We start from the raw sequence: 16,445 nt of genomic DNA, 5'->3' as shown, positions 1-16,445 counted from the left end.
ATGCTAAAAAAAATAAGGATTATAATAATTCTATTTTTTATTGCTTTAAGTTTTCCCACTTTAGCTGCTCAGCCAAAAGAGGAATTACAACAGATAAAAAAACAGCTTGATATTCATAAAAAAAAGCTGAGAGAAACCAAAAAAGTTGAACAGAATGTTCTTGAAGATTTAAAAAAAGTTTCAAAAGAACTTGATGAGATAGAAACAAAAATAAAGAGTCATCGTATGAAAATAAAAAATCTGCAAATAAAAATTAGTCAAACAGAAAAAGGGATAAAAACTTATAGTAATCAGCTTGAAACAAGAAAAAATTATCTTATAAGTAGAATAAAAGGAATCCAGAGATTAAACAATCAACCTGATCCTGTTTTAATAATTTTAATGGAAGAAGATACTACAAAAGCATTTCGCCTTATGAGAAATACTCAGAAAATTATGAATGTTGACAAAAAACTTATCCAGCAATACAAAGCAGAACTTAATATTCTAATTGTTCAACAGGCAGAACTGAAAAAGCTTTACGCGTCATTAAAACAAGAAGAAGAAGCTCTTAAAACAGCAGAAGAGACTCAAAAACAAAAGAAAAAAGAAAAGGAAATTTTACTTGCTAAAGTTAGACAAAATAAAGCTATATATGAGAAAAAAATAAAAGAACTTGAAGAAAATGCAAAAAGACTTGCAAGGCTTCTTCAGGAAACTGAAAAGAAAGAAAAAAGAACTGGGAAACCAGGAATTTCTCTACCTGAAGGAGAGTTTACAAAAAGAAAGGGAACTCTTGTATGGCCTGTAAGCGGTCCTGTTATTGCACATTATGGTAGTCAGAAAGACCCTGTTTTTAATGTTCCTATGTTTAGAAGTGGAATTTATATTCAGGCATCACCTGGCACACAAGTGAAAGCATCTGCTGAAGGCAAGGTTGTTTATGCGAAATATTTTAAAGGATATGAAAACCTTGTTATAATAAGTCATGGAGATGGATATTATACAGTATATGGAAATCTTGGTTCTATAGGAGTAAAAGAAGGAGCTTATGTAAAAACAGGACAGATTTTAGGTAATGTTGGAGAAAAATCCAGTATAGATACAACAGCAGTTTATTTTGAAATAAGATATAGAGGAAAACCACTCAATCCAGAACAGTGGTTAAGAAGATAAAAGGGAGGAAAAAATAAAAAAATGAAGAAAAAAATTACGATTTCAGCATTGATTTTGATTATTGCCTTTATGGGAATAATAATAGGAAGATGGTCAGCAGCTCAGAATACAGATTCTGTTTATGAGGATTTACGAACATTTACTGAGGTTTTTACCACAGTCAAGAAGAGTTATGTAGAGGATATTAATCCAAGAGAACTTATTCGTTCAGCAATAAAAGGAATGATTAATTCTTTGGACCCGCATTCTGCATATTTAACCCCAGAGGCTTACAAAGAGTTTCAGACTGAAACAAAAGGAGAATTTGGTGGGATTGGAATACAAATAGGAATAAAAGAGGGGATTTTAACAGTGATTGCTCCAATTGAGGATACTCCTGCATGGAAAGCAGGAATCAAAGCGGGTGATAAAATAATAAAAATTGATGGGCAATCAACAAAGGATATGAATATAAATGATGCTGTATCAAAGATGCGAGGACCTAAAGGAAAATCTGTTATTCTCACAATTCAGAGAGATGAGTGGAAAGAGCCGAGGGACATAACCATTGTTAGAGATATCATTAAAATCAAGAGCGTAAAATATAAAATGATTGATAAGGAAATCGGCTATGTAAAACTGGTTCAATTCCAGGAAGGAACAGCACAAGACCTTGCAAATGCATTACAGAACCTTAAAGATTCAGGAATGCGTAGTCTTATTCTTGATTTAAGAAATAATCCTGGAGGACTTCTTCAAAGTGCTGTTGATGTTTCTGAGCAGTTTTTACCTCCAAAGCATCTTGTTGTATCAATACAGGGAAGAGTTGGGGAAAAAATGCAGTATTATACAGAACAATTGAGACCTTCATATACTGAGATTCCTATGATTGTTCTTGTAAATCAGGGTTCTGCTTCAGCCTCAGAAATTGTTGCAGGAGCGTTACAGGATTGGGGAAGAGCTTTAATTCTTGGAGTTCAAACTTTTGGTAAAGGTTCTGTTCAAAGTCTTATTCCTTTAAGTGACGGTTCAGCATTAAAACTTACAACAGCAAAATATTACACACCCAAAGGAAGAAGCATTCATGCAGTTGGAATAATGCCTGATATAGTTGTAAAACTTGAAACTAAAAATGGCAAAGAAGTTCCTGTAATTAGAGAAAAAGACCTTGAACAACATTTGAAGGGAGAAAAAGTTGAACCCCAGGAAAAAGTTCCACAGGAAGTTGATGAAAAGGAAGATACCCAACTGCAAAGAGCTATTGATATTTTAAAGAGCTGGAAAATAATGGAAAAAATGAAAAAAGCAGCATAGAGACTATAAAGAAAGTTTAATTTTTTGTTAAAATAGTTTAACTCCCGTAAGGGAGAATTTTATTTTTGAGGTTTTTAGATGAAAATTGAGGTCTTTGAAATACCTGAAGAAGGACTAAATATTGAGCTGGAGGAAACTCCAAAAATAGACGGTGTGAAAATCACCCAGCCATTCAAAGCTGTTTTAAGAATAGAGAAAAACGGGCAAGAAGTATTTGTAAAAGGAGTTATCAGTGGAGAAGTTGAACTTCAATGCAGTAGATGTTTGAAGGACTATAAAATGCCAATTAGAAGTTTAACAGAATTGAGCTATCATCCTATAGAAGAATTGAATAAAGAAGAACTCGTTGAACTAAAACGAGATGAGATGGAGGTAGATTTCTACAGAGAGGGATTAATTGATACAGAAGACATAATTCGTGACCAGATTTTGCTCAGTATACCTATGAAGCCTTTATGTTCTGAAGATTGTAAGGGAATATGTCCTGTCTGTGGTACAGATTTAAATGAAATTAACTGTGGCTGTATAGTTAAAGAAATAGACCCAAGAATGGCAGTATTACAATCACTTTTAAGGAGGATGAAGAAAAATGGCTAATCCAAGACATCGTCATACCCCTTCAAGAAGGGATAAAAGAAGAGCTAACTGGAAGGCAACAGCTCCCAATCTTGCTTTATGCCCTGAATGTAAGGAGCCCAAGCTTCCACACAGGGTATGTCCTAATTGTGGCACCTATAAAGGCAGAAAAATTTTAGAGGTTGAAGAGTAATTCTAAAAATGTTAAAAATTGCTGTTGATGCAATGGGGGGCGATTTCGCCCCTGAAGTAAATATCTTAGGTGCCTATGAAGTAGTGCAGGATATTGAAGTTGAGATTATTCTTGTTGGGGATGAAAAAAAAATAAAAAGTTTCTTGCCCGAAAAGAAAGAAACAAAAGGTATCATATCTGTTATTCCAGCTGATGATGTAATCCAAATGGATGAAAATATATCTTCAGCACTTAGAAGAAAAAATACCTCAATGAGAAAAGCTGTGGAACTGGTAAAAGCAGGCAAAGCAGATGCTGTTATAAGTGCTGGACATTCAGGTGCTATGATGGCTTTAAGTTTTCTTTTACTCGGAAAACTTCCAAATGTGGAACGTCCTGCAATAGCTACTGTAATGCCCTGTCTAAAGGGACATTTTATTTTACTTGATGCAGGAGCAAATGTTGATTGCAAACCTGAACATTTAGTTCAATTTGCTTTCATGGGAGAAGCTTATCATAAAGCACTTTTTAATTCACAATCCCCCAAGATAGCTCTTTTAAGCATAGGAGAAGAAGGTTCAAAGGGAAATGAACTTACAAAAGAAGCCTTTAAACTCCTCAAGTCTTCAAGGTTAAATTTTGTTGGAAATATTGAAGGAAAAGATATTTTCTTCGGACAGGCTGATGTGGTGGTATGTGATGGATTTGTTGGAAACATTGTGCTAAAAGTCGGTGAAGGACTTGCTGAAGCATTGATGAAGATGCTTAAAAGAGAAATTGCAGATATAATAACAGGAAAGCTTGGCTATATGATGATAAAGCCTGCAATAAAAAGTTTCCGTAAAAAAGTAGACTACTCTGAATATGGTGGTGCTTTATTACTTGGCATTAATGGCACAAGCATAATATGTCATGGAAGGTCTTCAGCAAAAGCAATAAAAAATGCAATAAAAGTAGCTACAGAAATGGTAAAAAAACAGATATATACAAGAATTTCAGAAAGCTTAAACCAGACGGAGGAGAGAGATGAAAGCCAGAATAGTGTCAACAGGCTCTTATGTTCCTGAAAAAATTTTAACAAACCATGACCTTGAAAAAATGGTTGAAACATCAGATGAATGGATAACTGAGAGAACAGGAATAAAAGAAAGAAGAATAGCAGCACCTGAGCAGGCAACAAGTGACCTTGCCTTTGAGGCTTCAATAAAAGCATTGAAAAACGCTAACTTAACTGCAAAGGATATTGATTTGATAATTGTAGCAACAGTCTCTCCTGATATGCTTGTTCCATCTGCTGCCTGTATTCTTCAGATGAAACTCGGAGCAAGTAATGCAGTAGCTTTTGATATTAATGGTGCATGCACAGGCTTTATTTATGCTTTATCTGTTGCAGAAAAATTTATAAAAACAGGTGCGTCAAAAAGAGCTCTTGTTATAGGTGCTGAAATGCTTTCACGATTTACAGACTGGACTGACAGAAGCACCTGTGTTTTACTTGCTGATGGTGCTGGAGCAGTCATAGTTGAGCCAACAAAAAAAGATGAAGGAATTCAGATAATAGATATTTTTTCAGATGGGACAATGTGGGATTTTATTCACATGCCTGCAGGTGGGTCACAGATGCCTGTTACAGAAGATGTAATTAAAAAGAGACTTAATTTTATAAAGATGAGAGGCAATGAAACATTCAAAGTTGCAGTAAAAACTCTTGAAGAAGTTGTGGATGCTACATTAAAAAAAGCTGGTATTACATCTTCGGAACTTAGCCTTTTAGTTCCTCATCAGGCAAACATAAGAATTATTCAGGCAATGGCTAAGAGACTTTCTCTACCGATGGAAAAAGTGATGGTAAATATCAATAAATACGGTAATACCTCTGCAGCATCAATTCCCATTGCATTAGATGAAGCAAATGAGCAGGGTAAAATCAAGAGAGGTGATTATGTAATGCTTGCTGCATTTGGTGCAGGACTTACATGGGGTGCATCTTTGATAAAGTGGTAGCTACTTTTTCTGCTTATTTTTTCTGTATCTACTTATATGCCAGATTCTAAGTAATCGTTCAATTTTATCTTTAAATAACCAAACTATCACCATTATTACTGCTGCTATACCGGCAAGTCCTAAAAATTTTCCATACTCATGGTGTCTGAGGTAATCTCCGCCAAAAGAAAGCAGAATAGTTCCGAGAAGTCTTCCAACTCCTGCAATTACTGTAAATTCCAACAAAGAAAGTCTGCTTAATCCGAGAAAATAGCTCAAATAGTCCTTTGGAAAACCTGGGATAAGAAAAAGAAAAAATACTAAAAAAGCACCTTTATGATGAAGTAAATAATCAAACTTATTTAATACCATTGGATCAACAACTCTTTCAACAAAGGGTTTTCCGAAAATTCTTCCAAGAATAAATGCAATTACTGAACCAAGTGTAAGTCCTGCTGTTGAAAGAACTACTCCCCAAAATGTTCCATACAAATATCCACCGAGCAATCCTGTAACTTCACCAGGAATAGGAGCTGCAACAACCTGAAAAGCCTGTAAAAGAACAAATCCCACAACACCGAAAGGTCCGAGGGATTTAATAAAATTCTTAAGTTTTTCTTCATTCAGGAATAATTCAATAATTCCAAATTCATAAGCTAAAAATACAGATAAAGCAATAAGCACTGCTAAAGCAGAAAATCTTAGCAGTGCTTTAAAGGTTAGTTTATTTTTTGTCACGAGATATGAGCTCCATGAATGGAGTTATTAAATCTATTGGTAGCGGAAAGAGAATTGTTGAATTTTTTTCAGAGGCGATTTCTTTTAATGTTTGCAAATATCTTAATTGAAGAGCTGCTGGTTCAGATGATATAATTCTTGCTGCTTCTGTAAGCTTTTCCGCAGCCTGAAGTTCACCTTCTGCATGAATAATTTTAGCTCTTCTTTCTCTTTCAGCCTCAGCCTGTCTTGCCATTGCTCTTAACATTTCCTGTGGAAGGTCAACATTTTTAACCTCAACTGCTGTGACTTTAATTCCCCATGGTTCGGTTTGTGAATCAATAACCTGCTGCAATTCAGCATTAATCTGTTCACGGTTTGTGAGCAAATCCTGAAGTTCGCTCTGTCCAAGAATGCTTCTAAGGGTTGTTTGGGCAATCTGGCTTGTAGCATAATAAAAGTCTTCAACTGCTGTTACTGCCTTGATTGGATCAATTGGTCTGAAATAAACAACAGCGTTGACTTTTACTGAGACATTATCTTTGGTAATTATGTCTTGAGCAGGAACATCCATTGTAACAATTCTCAGGCTTACTTTGACCATTTTGTCAATCACTGGCCATATAAGAACAAGTCCTGGTCCTTTAACTGGAATAACTCTACCCAGTCTAAAAACAACTCCTCTTTCGTATTCTTTCAGAATTTTAATTGCGCTGCTAAGAATGTAAACAGCTAAAAAAATAATTACAATTAAAGTTAAAAGCGATGTTTCAAAAAACATAAACTCCTCCTTTTACTTATCTAATTTGCATTGCTACAAAATTATTTTGTAATTCTTTCAGATTTATACTTTAAATTTATCAATGGCTGTTTTTAGTTCTCCACCCAATCTTGCTATATCACTTGCTGTCTGGGCTGACTGATCCACTGCAAGGGATATCTCCTTTGAACCCTCTGCTATGCTTCCTATATCCTGTGTTATATGGTCTGTTACTGAAGACATCTGTTCTGTTGCAGATGCTATCTGCTGTATCATTGACTGAAGTTCTTGTGCTTTGCTCAGTATCTGCCCAAGTATCTCTGCTGACTTGTTGCTTAGCTCAACTCCACTTGCCACTTTCTTCGTTGCATCTTCCATTGAACCCTCTGCTACATCTACCTCTGTCTGTATTCCTCTTATCATCTCTGCTATCTCATCTGTTGCCTTTGTTGTCCTCTCTGCAAGTTTCCTTACTTCATCTGCAACTACTGCAAAGCCTCTTCCTTGCTCTCCTGCCCGAGCTGCCTCTATTGCTGCATTCAATGCAAGTAGATTTGTCTGGTCTGCTATGTCTTTTATTACTGTGACTATCTCTCCTATCTGACGAGAACGGTCTCCTAATACATTGATTACTTCTGAAAGTTTCCCTATTGCTCCTTCAATTACTTTTATCTCTTGTGCTGTGTTCATCGTCATGTCTTTTCCTTCTTTTGCAACACTGGCTGTTGTTACACTTACTTCTGCTATGTTTGATGCGTTCTTTGCTATGTCTACTACTGTCTGGCTCATTTCTTCTGCTGCAGATGCTATCTGGCTTGCTCTTTCTGTCTGGGATTTGAGATTCCTTGATATCTCCTCTGTTGTTGCTGAAAGTTCTTCAGAAGATGATGCAAGGGAGCTTGAGATGGTTTTTGATTCTGCTATAAGGCGCTTTATGCTTGTTATTGCTTCATGCACTGATTGTGCAATCATTCCAAGTTCATCTTTGCTTTCTACTTTTATATCAACTGAGAGGTCTCCCTGTGCTACTTTCCCTAAAACTCCCTTAAGCTCTGTTACAGGTTTCTTGACTGAACGGGAGATGAAGAGAGCAAAGAAAATTCCGATAGCTATACTTATAACTGACAGAATTATTGAAATGATTAATTCATAATTAAAAGACTGATTGATATCAACTGTTGTTTTGGTTGCAGTTTTATGATAATAATTCACTAACTCATTCAAAGCCTTTTCTCTATTACCTGCCTTTGATTCAACTTCCTTGAGATAAAGTTCTATAGCCTCCTGATTTTTACCAGCAAGAGCAAGTTGAAATGCTTTATTATTAGCATCTCTTGTTTCATTAGAGGCATTTATAAGGTTTTGAAGTTTTTGTTTTCCTTCCTGATTACGGGTAATTTTTCCTAATTCTTCCATTCTTTTTCTGTAATATTTCCTATGTTCTTCAATTTCTTTCATTATCTCTTGTTTCTTTGATATGTCATTAATCAAAAACATTTTTCTTGCTTTTAGATGTATGGCATTTACTTCTCTTTGGATTTCAGCAGCATAAAGAAGTTTATCAAATCTTTCTTCAAGGTCATGAACTTTTGTAGCTGATGAAATTATAGAGTACAGAGTATAGGCTGAAAGAATTACTAAAAGAAAGATAATAGTTCCAAACCCTACCATGAGTTTTTTACCAATTGTAAGGTTCTTAAACATGATTTAACCCTCCTTTTTATTTTTTATTAGAGTCTTTGTTCTGTTATTTTTTAATTACCCATCTATCTACCAAGGCTTTTTCATGTTATTCCGCCTTTCTTTTTGTCATTCCTCGCCTCCAATGTAGGAGACCCTTATCTTACGCTCGGGTGACAGAGATAAATGTCATTCGCCTTTTCCTCTGTCATTCCGAGCCGAGCGAAGCGAGCCCTGAGCCGTAGGCGAAGGGTCTGCGAGGAATCCCATAGCCTCCAGAGGAGAACCCCTCGGCTTTGCCTCGGGGTGACAATAGAACTGTCATTCTAAGGAGCGTTAGCGACAAGGAATCTCCTCTGTTTCCATACTGGAACAAATTAGAGATTCCTCGGGTCATTGAGACCCTTCGGAATGACAGAAAAAATTGAACAGATTCTTTCATATTTTGCTTATTTATAATTTTAAATGAATATTGTTTATTTTGCAATCTTTTTAGTAAATAGAGATTTTTTAAACTCACATCCAACTGCAATCAAAATTACTGAAAAATTTTAGGAAATTAATAAATTATGTTAAAATTTTTTATTAAACTTCTACCGGAGGAACTTATGCTTATTATTGGCGAGCGTTTAAGTGTTGTTTCAAGAAAAGTTCGTGAAGCCATTTTAAAAAAAGACAAAAAGCCAATTCATGAGATAGCTACTGAGCAGTGGAAGGCTGGTGCTCATATGATAGAGGCAAACATTGGTCCTGCAGAGGATGATGGAGAGGGAGTAATGGAGTGGATGGTAACAACTATTCAAGAAGTTGTTCCTCTTCCGGTATCACTTGATACAACAAATTCTAAGGCAATGGAAGCAGGACTGAAAGTGCATAATAATCAATGGGGCAAACCTTTAATTAATTCAACTTCTCTTGATCCTGAACGATTTGTTATGTTTGAACTTTCAGCAAAATATAGTGTTCCAATCATTGCACTTACTGTTGGTAAAAGTGGACTTCCAAGAGATGCTGAAGAAAGGGTTGAAATAGCTGTTCAGCTCATTGAAAAGGCTGTAGAATTTGGAGTGTCACTTGAAGATGTATACCTTGACCCACTGGTGCTTCAAATATCAACTTCTCAAGAGCAGGCTAAGGAGGTTTTGCGTGCCATAAAACTTTTTCAGCAACTCAATGATCCTCCTATGAAAACAATAGTTGGACTGAGTAATATTTCAAATGGATGTCCAAAGCATTTAAGACCTATTTTAAATAAATATTTTTTTGCTCTTTTAATGTATGAAGGGCTCAACGCTGCAATTGCAAATCCTGCTGAGATAATAGAAGTAGTGAAAACAATTAGTATAATCAATGGCAAAACTCTTTATGCTCATTCCTATCTTGAAATTTAGGGGTTAAAAAATGAAATTTTCAATACCAAAAGAAACATATACAGGAAAAATTCCTGAAATTGTTTTTGGAAAAGAGAAAAAGGCTTATTTTGGGGGGGAATCTGCGCTACCTTTCCATTTTTTTGAGGGAGAATTTCCACATAAGCCCTTGATTGCTTTTGAGATTCAGGATGATATTCCTGAAGATTATCCAGAAGAACTTGCGAAGGTTTATTCTTCAGTGTGGGATAGTCCAGTAAAATGGGCAAAATTTTGCGAAACTCTTGGTGCAGAAGCAATTGCTTTACGGCTTATGAGTACACACCCAGATAGCAAAGATTCCAAACCAGAAGAGGCTGCTGATAAAGTAAAAAAAATTCTCTCTGAAATAGATTTACCTCTGATAATCTTGGGAAGTAATCATTCTGAGAAGGATGCTGAGGTTCTTCCTGTGGTATCAGATGCTTCAAGGGGATATAACTGTATAATTGGAAAAGCTCAGGAAGGCAATTATAAAACTATTACTGCTTCTGCAATGGCTGGAGGTCATAGTCTTATTGCAATGTCTGAACTTGATGTAAATCTTGCAAAGCAGCTTAATATTTTAATTACCCAGATGGATTTTCCAAGAGAAAAAATAATCATAGACCCTATGTGCTCTGCTCTGGGATACGGCTTTGAATATACCTATTCAGTAATGGAAAGAATCAGAATTGCAGGGCAAATTCAGGGAGATAACATGCTTTGTGTTCCAATGGTTGCTGATGTTGGTTTTTATGTCTGGAAAACAAAGGAATCACAGGCATCTGAATCTGATATTCCTGAGTGGGGAAGCTTACATGAAAGAGCTGTTATGTGGGAAGCAGTAACAGCCTGTTCATTTTTGCTTTCAGGGGCAGAACTATTGATAATGAGACATCCTGAAGCTATAAATACTGTCAAAAGATTTATCGGTGATTTATTTTCCTAAAGGGAGTGAAAAATGGCAATTACAGGAATAGAAATTTTTAAGCTTCTTCCAAAGACGAATTGTAAAAAATGCGGATTTCCAACATGTCTTGCTTTTGCTATGAAGGTTGCACAAGGACAAGCAGATATTGAACAATGTCCTGAAGCATCTGAGGAAGTTAAAGCAAAACTTAAGGAAGCAGCTACGCCTCCTATTCGTGGATTTGTTTTTGGCTCAAAAAATACAAAAATTAAAATCGGAGAAGAAACAGTTTTATTCAGACATGAAAAAAAGTTTTTCAATCCTACTGTTTTAGCCCTTGAAATTAAAGATACAGAATCAAACATAGATGGATTTATAAATGAAGTTTTGGAGTCTTCCATTGAAAGAGTTGGTCAAATACTTAAAGTTGATGCAATATTTTTAAAGAACGAATCAGAGAATTCTGAAATATTCAATCAGGTGTTAGATAAAATAATAAATAAAGCTTTTGATTTACCTCTTATTCTTGGGATATCAAAGCCTGAAGTAGCAGCTAAGGCACTTGAAAAGCTGAAAGAAAGCAGACCAATACTTTCAGGAGCAACCCCTGAAAATATTAATGAAATGTCTGAAATAGCCAAAAAATACAACGTTCCTCTGATTATAAGTGATAAAGGGATAGAAAAAGTTCTAAAACTTGTAGAAATTGCTCATTCAGTGGGTGTTCAGGATTTAGTAATTGATACTCAGCCAAACAGTGCTAAAGAACTTCTTATGGATAACACATTAATAAGAAGAGCATCACTTAAAAAAGGCATCAGATTATTGGGATATCCAATAATAACATTTGCAAATAGGGATGATAATTTTTATGAAACTGTTATTGCTTCTTTAGCAATTTTAAAATATTCTTCAATTGTTGTATTAAGTAGCATTCCCAAATGGAAAAATCTTGTGCTTTTCACATTGAAACAAAATATCTACTCAGATCCGCAGGTTCCTATGCAGGTAAAGCAGGATATATACAAAGTTGGAGAGCCTGATGAAAATAGTCCAATAATAGTTACTACTAATTTTGCTTTGACTTATTTTCTTGTAAAAGGGGAGATTGAAAACAGCAAAGTCCCTGCATGGCTTGCTATTATGGATTGCGATGGACTGAGTGTCTTGACTGCTTGGGCAGCTGGAAAGTTTTCTGCAAGCAAGATTGCTCAGTTTATAAAAGAAAGTGGGATAGAAGAAAAGCTTAATCATAAAGAGCTTATAATTCCAGGATATGTTGCGATGCTTAAAGGAGCAGTTGAAGATAAACTTCCTGGCTGGAAGGTAATAGTGGGGACAAAGGAGGCAAGTGGAATTCCAGCATTCTTAAGAAACTATGTAAGGAGTAAAAAATGATAGAAAAATTAGTAGAATTTACAAAAAAAGCATCAGAAGAATTGTTAAAGGAAACAGAGGCACTTTTAAATAACACAATATCAGAAAAAGGTAAGACTTTTTCTTTTGAGCTTCCAGATACAGCCTATGGTCTTCCTCTGATTTATGCCCTTGAGGGATTAAAAATAACAGAACTTTCAGAGCTTGAAAAGTTTTATGAAACGATAAAAGACAAATTTTCTCAGTCCCTTGATGCGATGAATCTTGCATTAAACTACCTTTATCTTGCAGAGATTTATCTTGCTTTGCTGTTTTGTCATTCCGAGCGAAACGAGGAATCTCCTTTTTATGGCTTTCTCAGTGACACAATTCAGAGAACTCTCGGAGTTCAGCTTGTTGATGGTAGAATCCCTGCTGTAGCAGTTTTAGTTGGGAAAATTGAGCAAGAAAAGCTTTTGCCAATTATAAAAGAACTTCAGGAAAAAAGAATTCTTGCTTTTCTTATAGGTCCTCTGGCAGAAGAGTTTATAAAAACAGGTGAAAGACAAGGTTTTGAAGCTTATGTAGTTCCTGTAGGTACAAAAATAGAAGAGACAGTCTATGTCATTGACTGGGCAGTAAGAGCATCTCTAATTTTCGGAGGACAGACAGCTGGAGATAAAAATGCGATAATTGATTATGTAAGAAAGAGAGTAAATACCTTTGCTATCGCTTTTGGAAGCATTGATGAAAAGGCAGTAGCAGTAGCACTGGGTGCAGCAGTATTTGCAATTCCTGTTATAACAGATCAGAGTCTTCCAGAAATTTCAATCCCTGAAATTGCTGCATATCCCCTTATTGTATCAGAACCTAATTACGAAAAGATTGTTAAAAAAGCAATTGAGACAAGAGGATTAAAAATAATTGTTGAAAAACCACCAATTCCTGTAGCTTATGGACCGGCTTTTGAAGGTGAAAGAGTAAGAAAAGAGGATACTTTTATAGAGTTTGGAGGGCAAAAAACACCAGCTTTTGAATGGGTTAGAATGAAGGAGATACAAGAGCTTGAGGATGAAAAAGTTGAGATAGTGGGTGCTGATTGGCAAGCAAAATATGAGGCAGGTGGGAAAATGCCTCTTGGAATCGTTGTAAATGTTGCAGGGAAAAAGATGCAGAAGGATTTTGAGCCTGTTATTGAGCGACAGATTCATACTTTCATAAATGAGGCAGAAGGTCTTTGGCATATAGGGCAGAGAGATATAAACTGGATAAGAATTAGCAAAAAAGCAAAAGAGTCAGGCATAACCCTCAACCATTTGGGAATAATAATATCAAGCATGATTAAGTCAAAATTTCGTAGCATTGTTGATAAAGTAGAGGTTTATCTTTATGTTGATGAAAAAGAAGTTTTAGAATTAAGGGAACAGGCAAGGAAAGAATACAGACAGAGAGATTTAAGGCTCGCTACACTAACAGATGAGGAGGTTAAAGAGTTTTATTCATGTCTTCTCTGCCAAAGTTTTGCACCGAAGCATGTATGCGTAATTACACCAGAACGTCCAGGACTTTGTGGTGCATTTACATGGCTTGATGCAAAAGCAGCATACGAGATTGAGCCAACGGGTGGAAATCAGCCTGTTCAAAAAGGTGAATTATTTGACCCAATTTATGGAAGATATAGCGGAGTTGATGAATATGTAAAGAAACACTCAGGAGGAGAAATAGAAACAATAAATCTTTACTCAATTATGGAAAATCCTATGACTTCCTGCGGTTGTTTTGAATGCATTGTAGCAGTTGTTCCCGAGGCAAATGGGGTTTTAATTGTAAACAGAGGCTACAGTGGAATGACTCCGATTGGGATGAAGTTTTCTACCATTGCAGGAATGATAGGGGGAGGTATTCAGACTCCTGGATTTATGGGAGTTGGTGTAAACTATATTACTTCAAGGAAGTTTCTTAAAGGTGACGGAGGTATCAGAAGAATTGTCTGGATGCCGAAGGAACTTAAGGAAAGAATAAAAGAGAGTTTTCAGAAAAGAGCAGAGGAAGAAGGAATTCCTGAACTAATTGAAAAAATTGCTGATGAAACAGTTTGTGAAGATATTGAATGCCTTCTTGATTATCTTAGCCGAATAGAGCATCCTGCTTTAGAGATGGAGCCCATTATAAAATAAAAAATGGCGGCGAAGGGATTTGAACCCCTGACACGACGGATATGAGCCGTCTGCTCTGACCAACTGAGCTACGCCGCCGAACAATACTAATATATCAAAATCAGTATTTTTTTGGCAAATATCAACACTCTTGAGAAAATAAAATCTAAATGATGTATAATTAATTTAAAAACAGCAGGAGGATATTGATGATTGAAAAAGCCAAAGTTGAGCAGGTTTTAGGTAAAATTAGAGTTGGTCTTATGGCAGATGGAGGTAATATTGACCTTGTTGATATTAAAGATAATATAGTTTATGTGAAGTTAAAGGGAGCCTGTGGAACATGTCCGATGGCGACTCTAACACTTAAAAACTGGGTTGAAAAGACACTAAAAAGTGAAATTCCAGAGGTTAAAGAAGTTGTAGCTGTTTAAGGTAATGTTTAAATTTTTAATCATTTTATTTAACTTTCTGTTTCCTTTAATTTTGTCTTCTTTGTCTTTAACATGGGCAGAAGATAAAATTCAAATTAAGGATATAAGATATTATGAACTCTCTCAAGGATTAAGAGTAGTAATTGAAACAAGTGGAGTTACTGAATTTATAAAGGGAGAACTTAAAAACCCAGAAAGACTTTTTTTTGATATAAAAAATGCTACACTCAACAAGGAGATAAAAAAAGAATATTTAGTAAATGACCCTATTGTAAATAAAATCCGAATTGGACAGTTTGATATTAATACAGTAAGAATTGTCTTTGATCTTAAAAAGTCTGGCTATGAGTTCAAAATTATTCAACTTGAAGATCCTTTTAGAATAGTGATTGATATATATTCACAGGGAAGCCTTAAATCATCAAAAAATCTTGAAGAAAAGGAAACAAAAATTACACTGAAGCGGAAAATTGTTATTGATCCAGGACATGGAGGTAAAGACCCCGGTGCAATAGGTCCGTCAGGATTAAAAGAAAAAGATGTCACACTTGATATTGCTCTAAAAGTTAGAGAAATTTTAAAAACTGATCCCTCCTTTGAAATAATTTTAACAAGAGACAAAGATATCTTTATACCACTGAACGAAAGAACAGAAATTGCAAACCGAGTTGGTGCTGACCTTTTCATTTCAATTCATGCAAATGCTTCTCCAAACTCATATGCTCGGGGTATAGAAACATATATTTTGAACTGGACAGATGATGAAGAAGCAATAAGAGTTGCAGCAAGAGAAAATGCAATTTCTATAAAAAAGATGAAACAGTTAAAGGGAGAACTTGGCTTTATGCTTGCTTCATTAGAAAGGGAAGCAAAAAGAGATAGTTCTGTCAGACTCGCAGGATATGTCCATAATTCTATGACAGGCAGTTTAAAAAACTCTTTTTTAAGACATGACAATGGAGTAAAACAGGCTCTTTTTTATGTTTTAGTTGGTGCTCAGATGCCATCATGCTTGCTTGAAGTTTCTTATATAAGTAATCCTGAAGAGGAAAGACTTCTTAATCAAGAATCATACAGAATGGAAATAGCCCAATCAATTGTTGATGGAATCAAAAATTATTTTCTTAAAACAGAGCAGATTAAGAAAGTGAAATATACAAAAAATAACTCTACAACAAATAAAGTAAATATCAAAAAAGTCAAAAATACGCGACAGAAGGCGAATCTATAAATGGATTTATTCATAGAGAATGCTTTTATATTTGACGGGCTTGGTAATTCTCCATTTAAAGCCAATATAGGCATACAAAAGGATAAAATTATATACATTGGCAAGGAAAAATTCCGTGCAACAAAAAAGATAAATGCAAAGGAGTTAGTACTCACGCCAGGTTTTATTGATACACACTCTCATTCTGATTTTACAATTCTTGCAGACCCAAATGCAGAAGGAAAAATCACCCAGGGTATTACTACTGAAATAAATGGAAACTGCGGAATATCAGGCTTTCCAATGCTTGGTGAAGCTTTTGAAAGAAGGCTGCCTGAGCTAAAAAGTCTTGGACTTAGTCCTTGGAATACCTGTCAGGAATATATAAAATTATTGAAAAAAGCTAAGCCTGCAATCAACTTTGCTACCATGTTGGGTCATGGAAATCTGAGAGGGGCTGTGGTTGGTTATAAAGATGTAAAATCGCGGAAAAAAGAAATAAACAAAATGAAAGAACTTTTAAAAACAATGCTTTCTTATAATGTAAAGGGGCTTTCAACAGGATTAATATATCCCCAGGAATTTTTGCTGATACAGAAGAGATTATTGAACTTGCAAAGACTTTAAGACAATTCAAAGGTATTTACACAAC

16 protein-coding genes and 1 tRNA gene are annotated in these 16,445 nt (G+C 35.4%); 13 read left to right on the top strand and 4 right to left on the bottom strand.

Features of this window, described 5'->3' with window-relative positions; genetic code table 11:
- The 6 genes from THEYE_RS07320 (at nt 1) to THEYE_RS07295 (ending at nt 5,200) form a co-directional block, all read left to right on the top strand.
- Nucleotides 1–1,155 carry a murein hydrolase activator EnvC family protein gene (locus THEYE_RS07320; RefSeq protein ID WP_012546667.1) on the top strand — a complete coding sequence of 385 codons (1,155 nt, stop codon included), beginning with the start codon at nt 1–3 and terminating at the stop codon, nt 1,153–1,155.
- A 21-nt stretch (nt 1,156–1,176) separates the two neighbouring features.
- The gene (locus THEYE_RS07315; protein ID WP_012545828.1) at nt 1,177–2,448 is read left to right on the top strand and encodes a S41 family peptidase; all 1,272 of its coding nucleotides are present in this window, start codon (nt 1,177–1,179) and stop codon (nt 2,446–2,448) included.
- 78 nt (nt 2,449–2,526) lie between these two features.
- The gene (locus THEYE_RS07310) at nt 2,527–3,045 is read left to right on the top strand and encodes a YceD family protein (RefSeq protein ID WP_012545391.1); all 519 of its coding nucleotides are present in this window, start codon (nt 2,527–2,529) and stop codon (nt 3,043–3,045) included.
- Nucleotides 3,038–3,217, top strand: a complete 180-nt coding sequence (gene rpmF / locus THEYE_RS07305; protein WP_012545520.1) for a 50S ribosomal protein L32 — start codon at nt 3,038–3,040, stop codon at nt 3,215–3,217. Before THEYE_RS07310 ends, rpmF begins: the two co-directional genes overlap by 8 nt.
- Nucleotides 3,218–3,225: 8 nt before the next feature.
- A complete protein-coding gene (gene plsX / locus THEYE_RS07300) occupies nt 3,226–4,263 on the top strand; it encodes a phosphate acyltransferase PlsX (RefSeq protein WP_012545117.1) in 1,038 nt (345 codons plus the stop codon).
- Nucleotides 4,223–5,200, top strand: a complete 978-nt coding sequence (locus THEYE_RS07295) for a beta-ketoacyl-ACP synthase III (RefSeq protein ID WP_012545989.1) — start codon at nt 4,223–4,225, stop codon at nt 5,198–5,200. The genes plsX and THEYE_RS07295 overlap by 41 nt, the downstream gene beginning before the upstream one ends.
- Here THEYE_RS07295 and THEYE_RS07290 read toward each other — a convergent pair whose 3' ends face one another.
- The 3 genes from THEYE_RS07290 to THEYE_RS07280 form a co-directional block, all read right to left on the bottom strand.
- Nucleotides 5,201–5,917: a TVP38/TMEM64 family protein gene (locus THEYE_RS07290; protein ID WP_012545867.1), complete on the bottom strand. Its 717-nt coding sequence runs from the start codon at nt 5,915–5,917 to the stop codon at nt 5,201–5,203.
- Complete coding sequence (locus THEYE_RS07285; RefSeq protein WP_012546761.1) at nt 5,904–6,677, bottom strand: slipin family protein; 774 nt, start codon at nt 6,675–6,677, stop codon at nt 5,904–5,906. Before THEYE_RS07285 ends, THEYE_RS07290 begins: the two co-directional genes overlap by 14 nt.
- 63 nt (nt 6,678–6,740) lie before the next feature.
- Nucleotides 6,741–8,360 (bottom strand): methyl-accepting chemotaxis protein, encoded by a 1,620-nt coding sequence (locus THEYE_RS07280; RefSeq protein ID WP_012545536.1) that lies wholly within the window; start codon nt 8,358–8,360, stop codon nt 6,741–6,743.
- A 584-nt stretch (nt 8,361–8,944) separates the two neighbouring features.
- Here THEYE_RS07280 and THEYE_RS07275 point away from each other — a divergent pair.
- From THEYE_RS07275 to acsB, 4 genes are read left to right on the top strand one after another with little or no spacing between them, the layout of a single operon-like run.
- The gene (locus tag THEYE_RS07275) at nt 8,945–9,727 is read left to right on the top strand and encodes a dihydropteroate synthase (protein ID WP_012546439.1); all 783 of its coding nucleotides are present in this window, start codon (nt 8,945–8,947) and stop codon (nt 9,725–9,727) included.
- Between the two features lie 10 nt (nt 9,728–9,737).
- The gene (locus THEYE_RS07270) at nt 9,738–10,676 is read left to right on the top strand and encodes an acetyl-CoA decarbonylase/synthase complex subunit delta (RefSeq protein ID WP_012545620.1); all 939 of its coding nucleotides are present in this window, start codon (nt 9,738–9,740) and stop codon (nt 10,674–10,676) included.
- Between the two features lie 12 nt (nt 10,677–10,688).
- Nucleotides 10,689–12,035, top strand: coding sequence for an acetyl-CoA decarbonylase/synthase complex subunit gamma (acsC, locus tag THEYE_RS07265; RefSeq protein ID WP_012545537.1), 1,347 nt, complete (start codon nt 10,689–10,691; stop codon nt 12,033–12,035).
- Nucleotides 12,032–14,170 carry an acetyl-CoA decarbonylase/synthase complex subunit alpha/beta gene (acsB, locus tag THEYE_RS07260; protein ID WP_012546472.1) on the top strand — a complete coding sequence of 713 codons (2,139 nt, stop codon included), beginning with the start codon at nt 12,032–12,034 and terminating at the stop codon, nt 14,168–14,170. Before acsC ends, acsB begins: the two co-directional genes overlap by 4 nt.
- Nucleotides 14,171–14,174: 4 nt before the next feature.
- Here the strand turns inward: acsB and THEYE_RS07255 are convergent.
- A tRNA-Met gene (locus THEYE_RS07255) sits at nt 14,175–14,248 on the bottom strand.
- A 110-nt stretch (nt 14,249–14,358) separates the two neighbouring features.
- Here THEYE_RS07255 and THEYE_RS07250 point away from each other — a divergent pair.
- The 3 genes from THEYE_RS07250 to THEYE_RS07240 are packed head-to-tail and all read left to right on the top strand — an operon-like array spanning nt 14,359 to nt 16,420.
- A complete protein-coding gene (locus tag THEYE_RS07250) occupies nt 14,359–14,583 on the top strand; it encodes a NifU family protein (protein WP_012545802.1) in 225 nt (74 codons plus the stop codon).
- A gap of 4 nt (nt 14,584–14,587) precedes the next feature.
- Nucleotides 14,588–15,814, top strand: coding sequence for an N-acetylmuramoyl-L-alanine amidase (locus THEYE_RS07245; RefSeq protein ID WP_012545784.1), 1,227 nt, complete (start codon nt 14,588–14,590; stop codon nt 15,812–15,814).
- Nucleotides 15,815–16,420, top strand: a complete 606-nt coding sequence (locus THEYE_RS07240) for an amidohydrolase family protein (protein ID WP_012545021.1) — start codon at nt 15,815–15,817, stop codon at nt 16,418–16,420.
- The last annotated feature ends 25 nt before the right edge of the window (nt 16,421–16,445 follow it).

This window comes from Thermodesulfovibrio yellowstonii DSM 11347 (genome assembly GCF_000020985.1).
GTDB classification, from domain to species: domain Bacteria; phylum Nitrospirota; class Thermodesulfovibrionia; order Thermodesulfovibrionales; family Thermodesulfovibrionaceae; genus Thermodesulfovibrio; species Thermodesulfovibrio yellowstonii.
The sequence above is the reverse complement of the archived record's forward strand: the minus strand, read 5'-3'. Positions and strand labels throughout refer to the sequence as shown.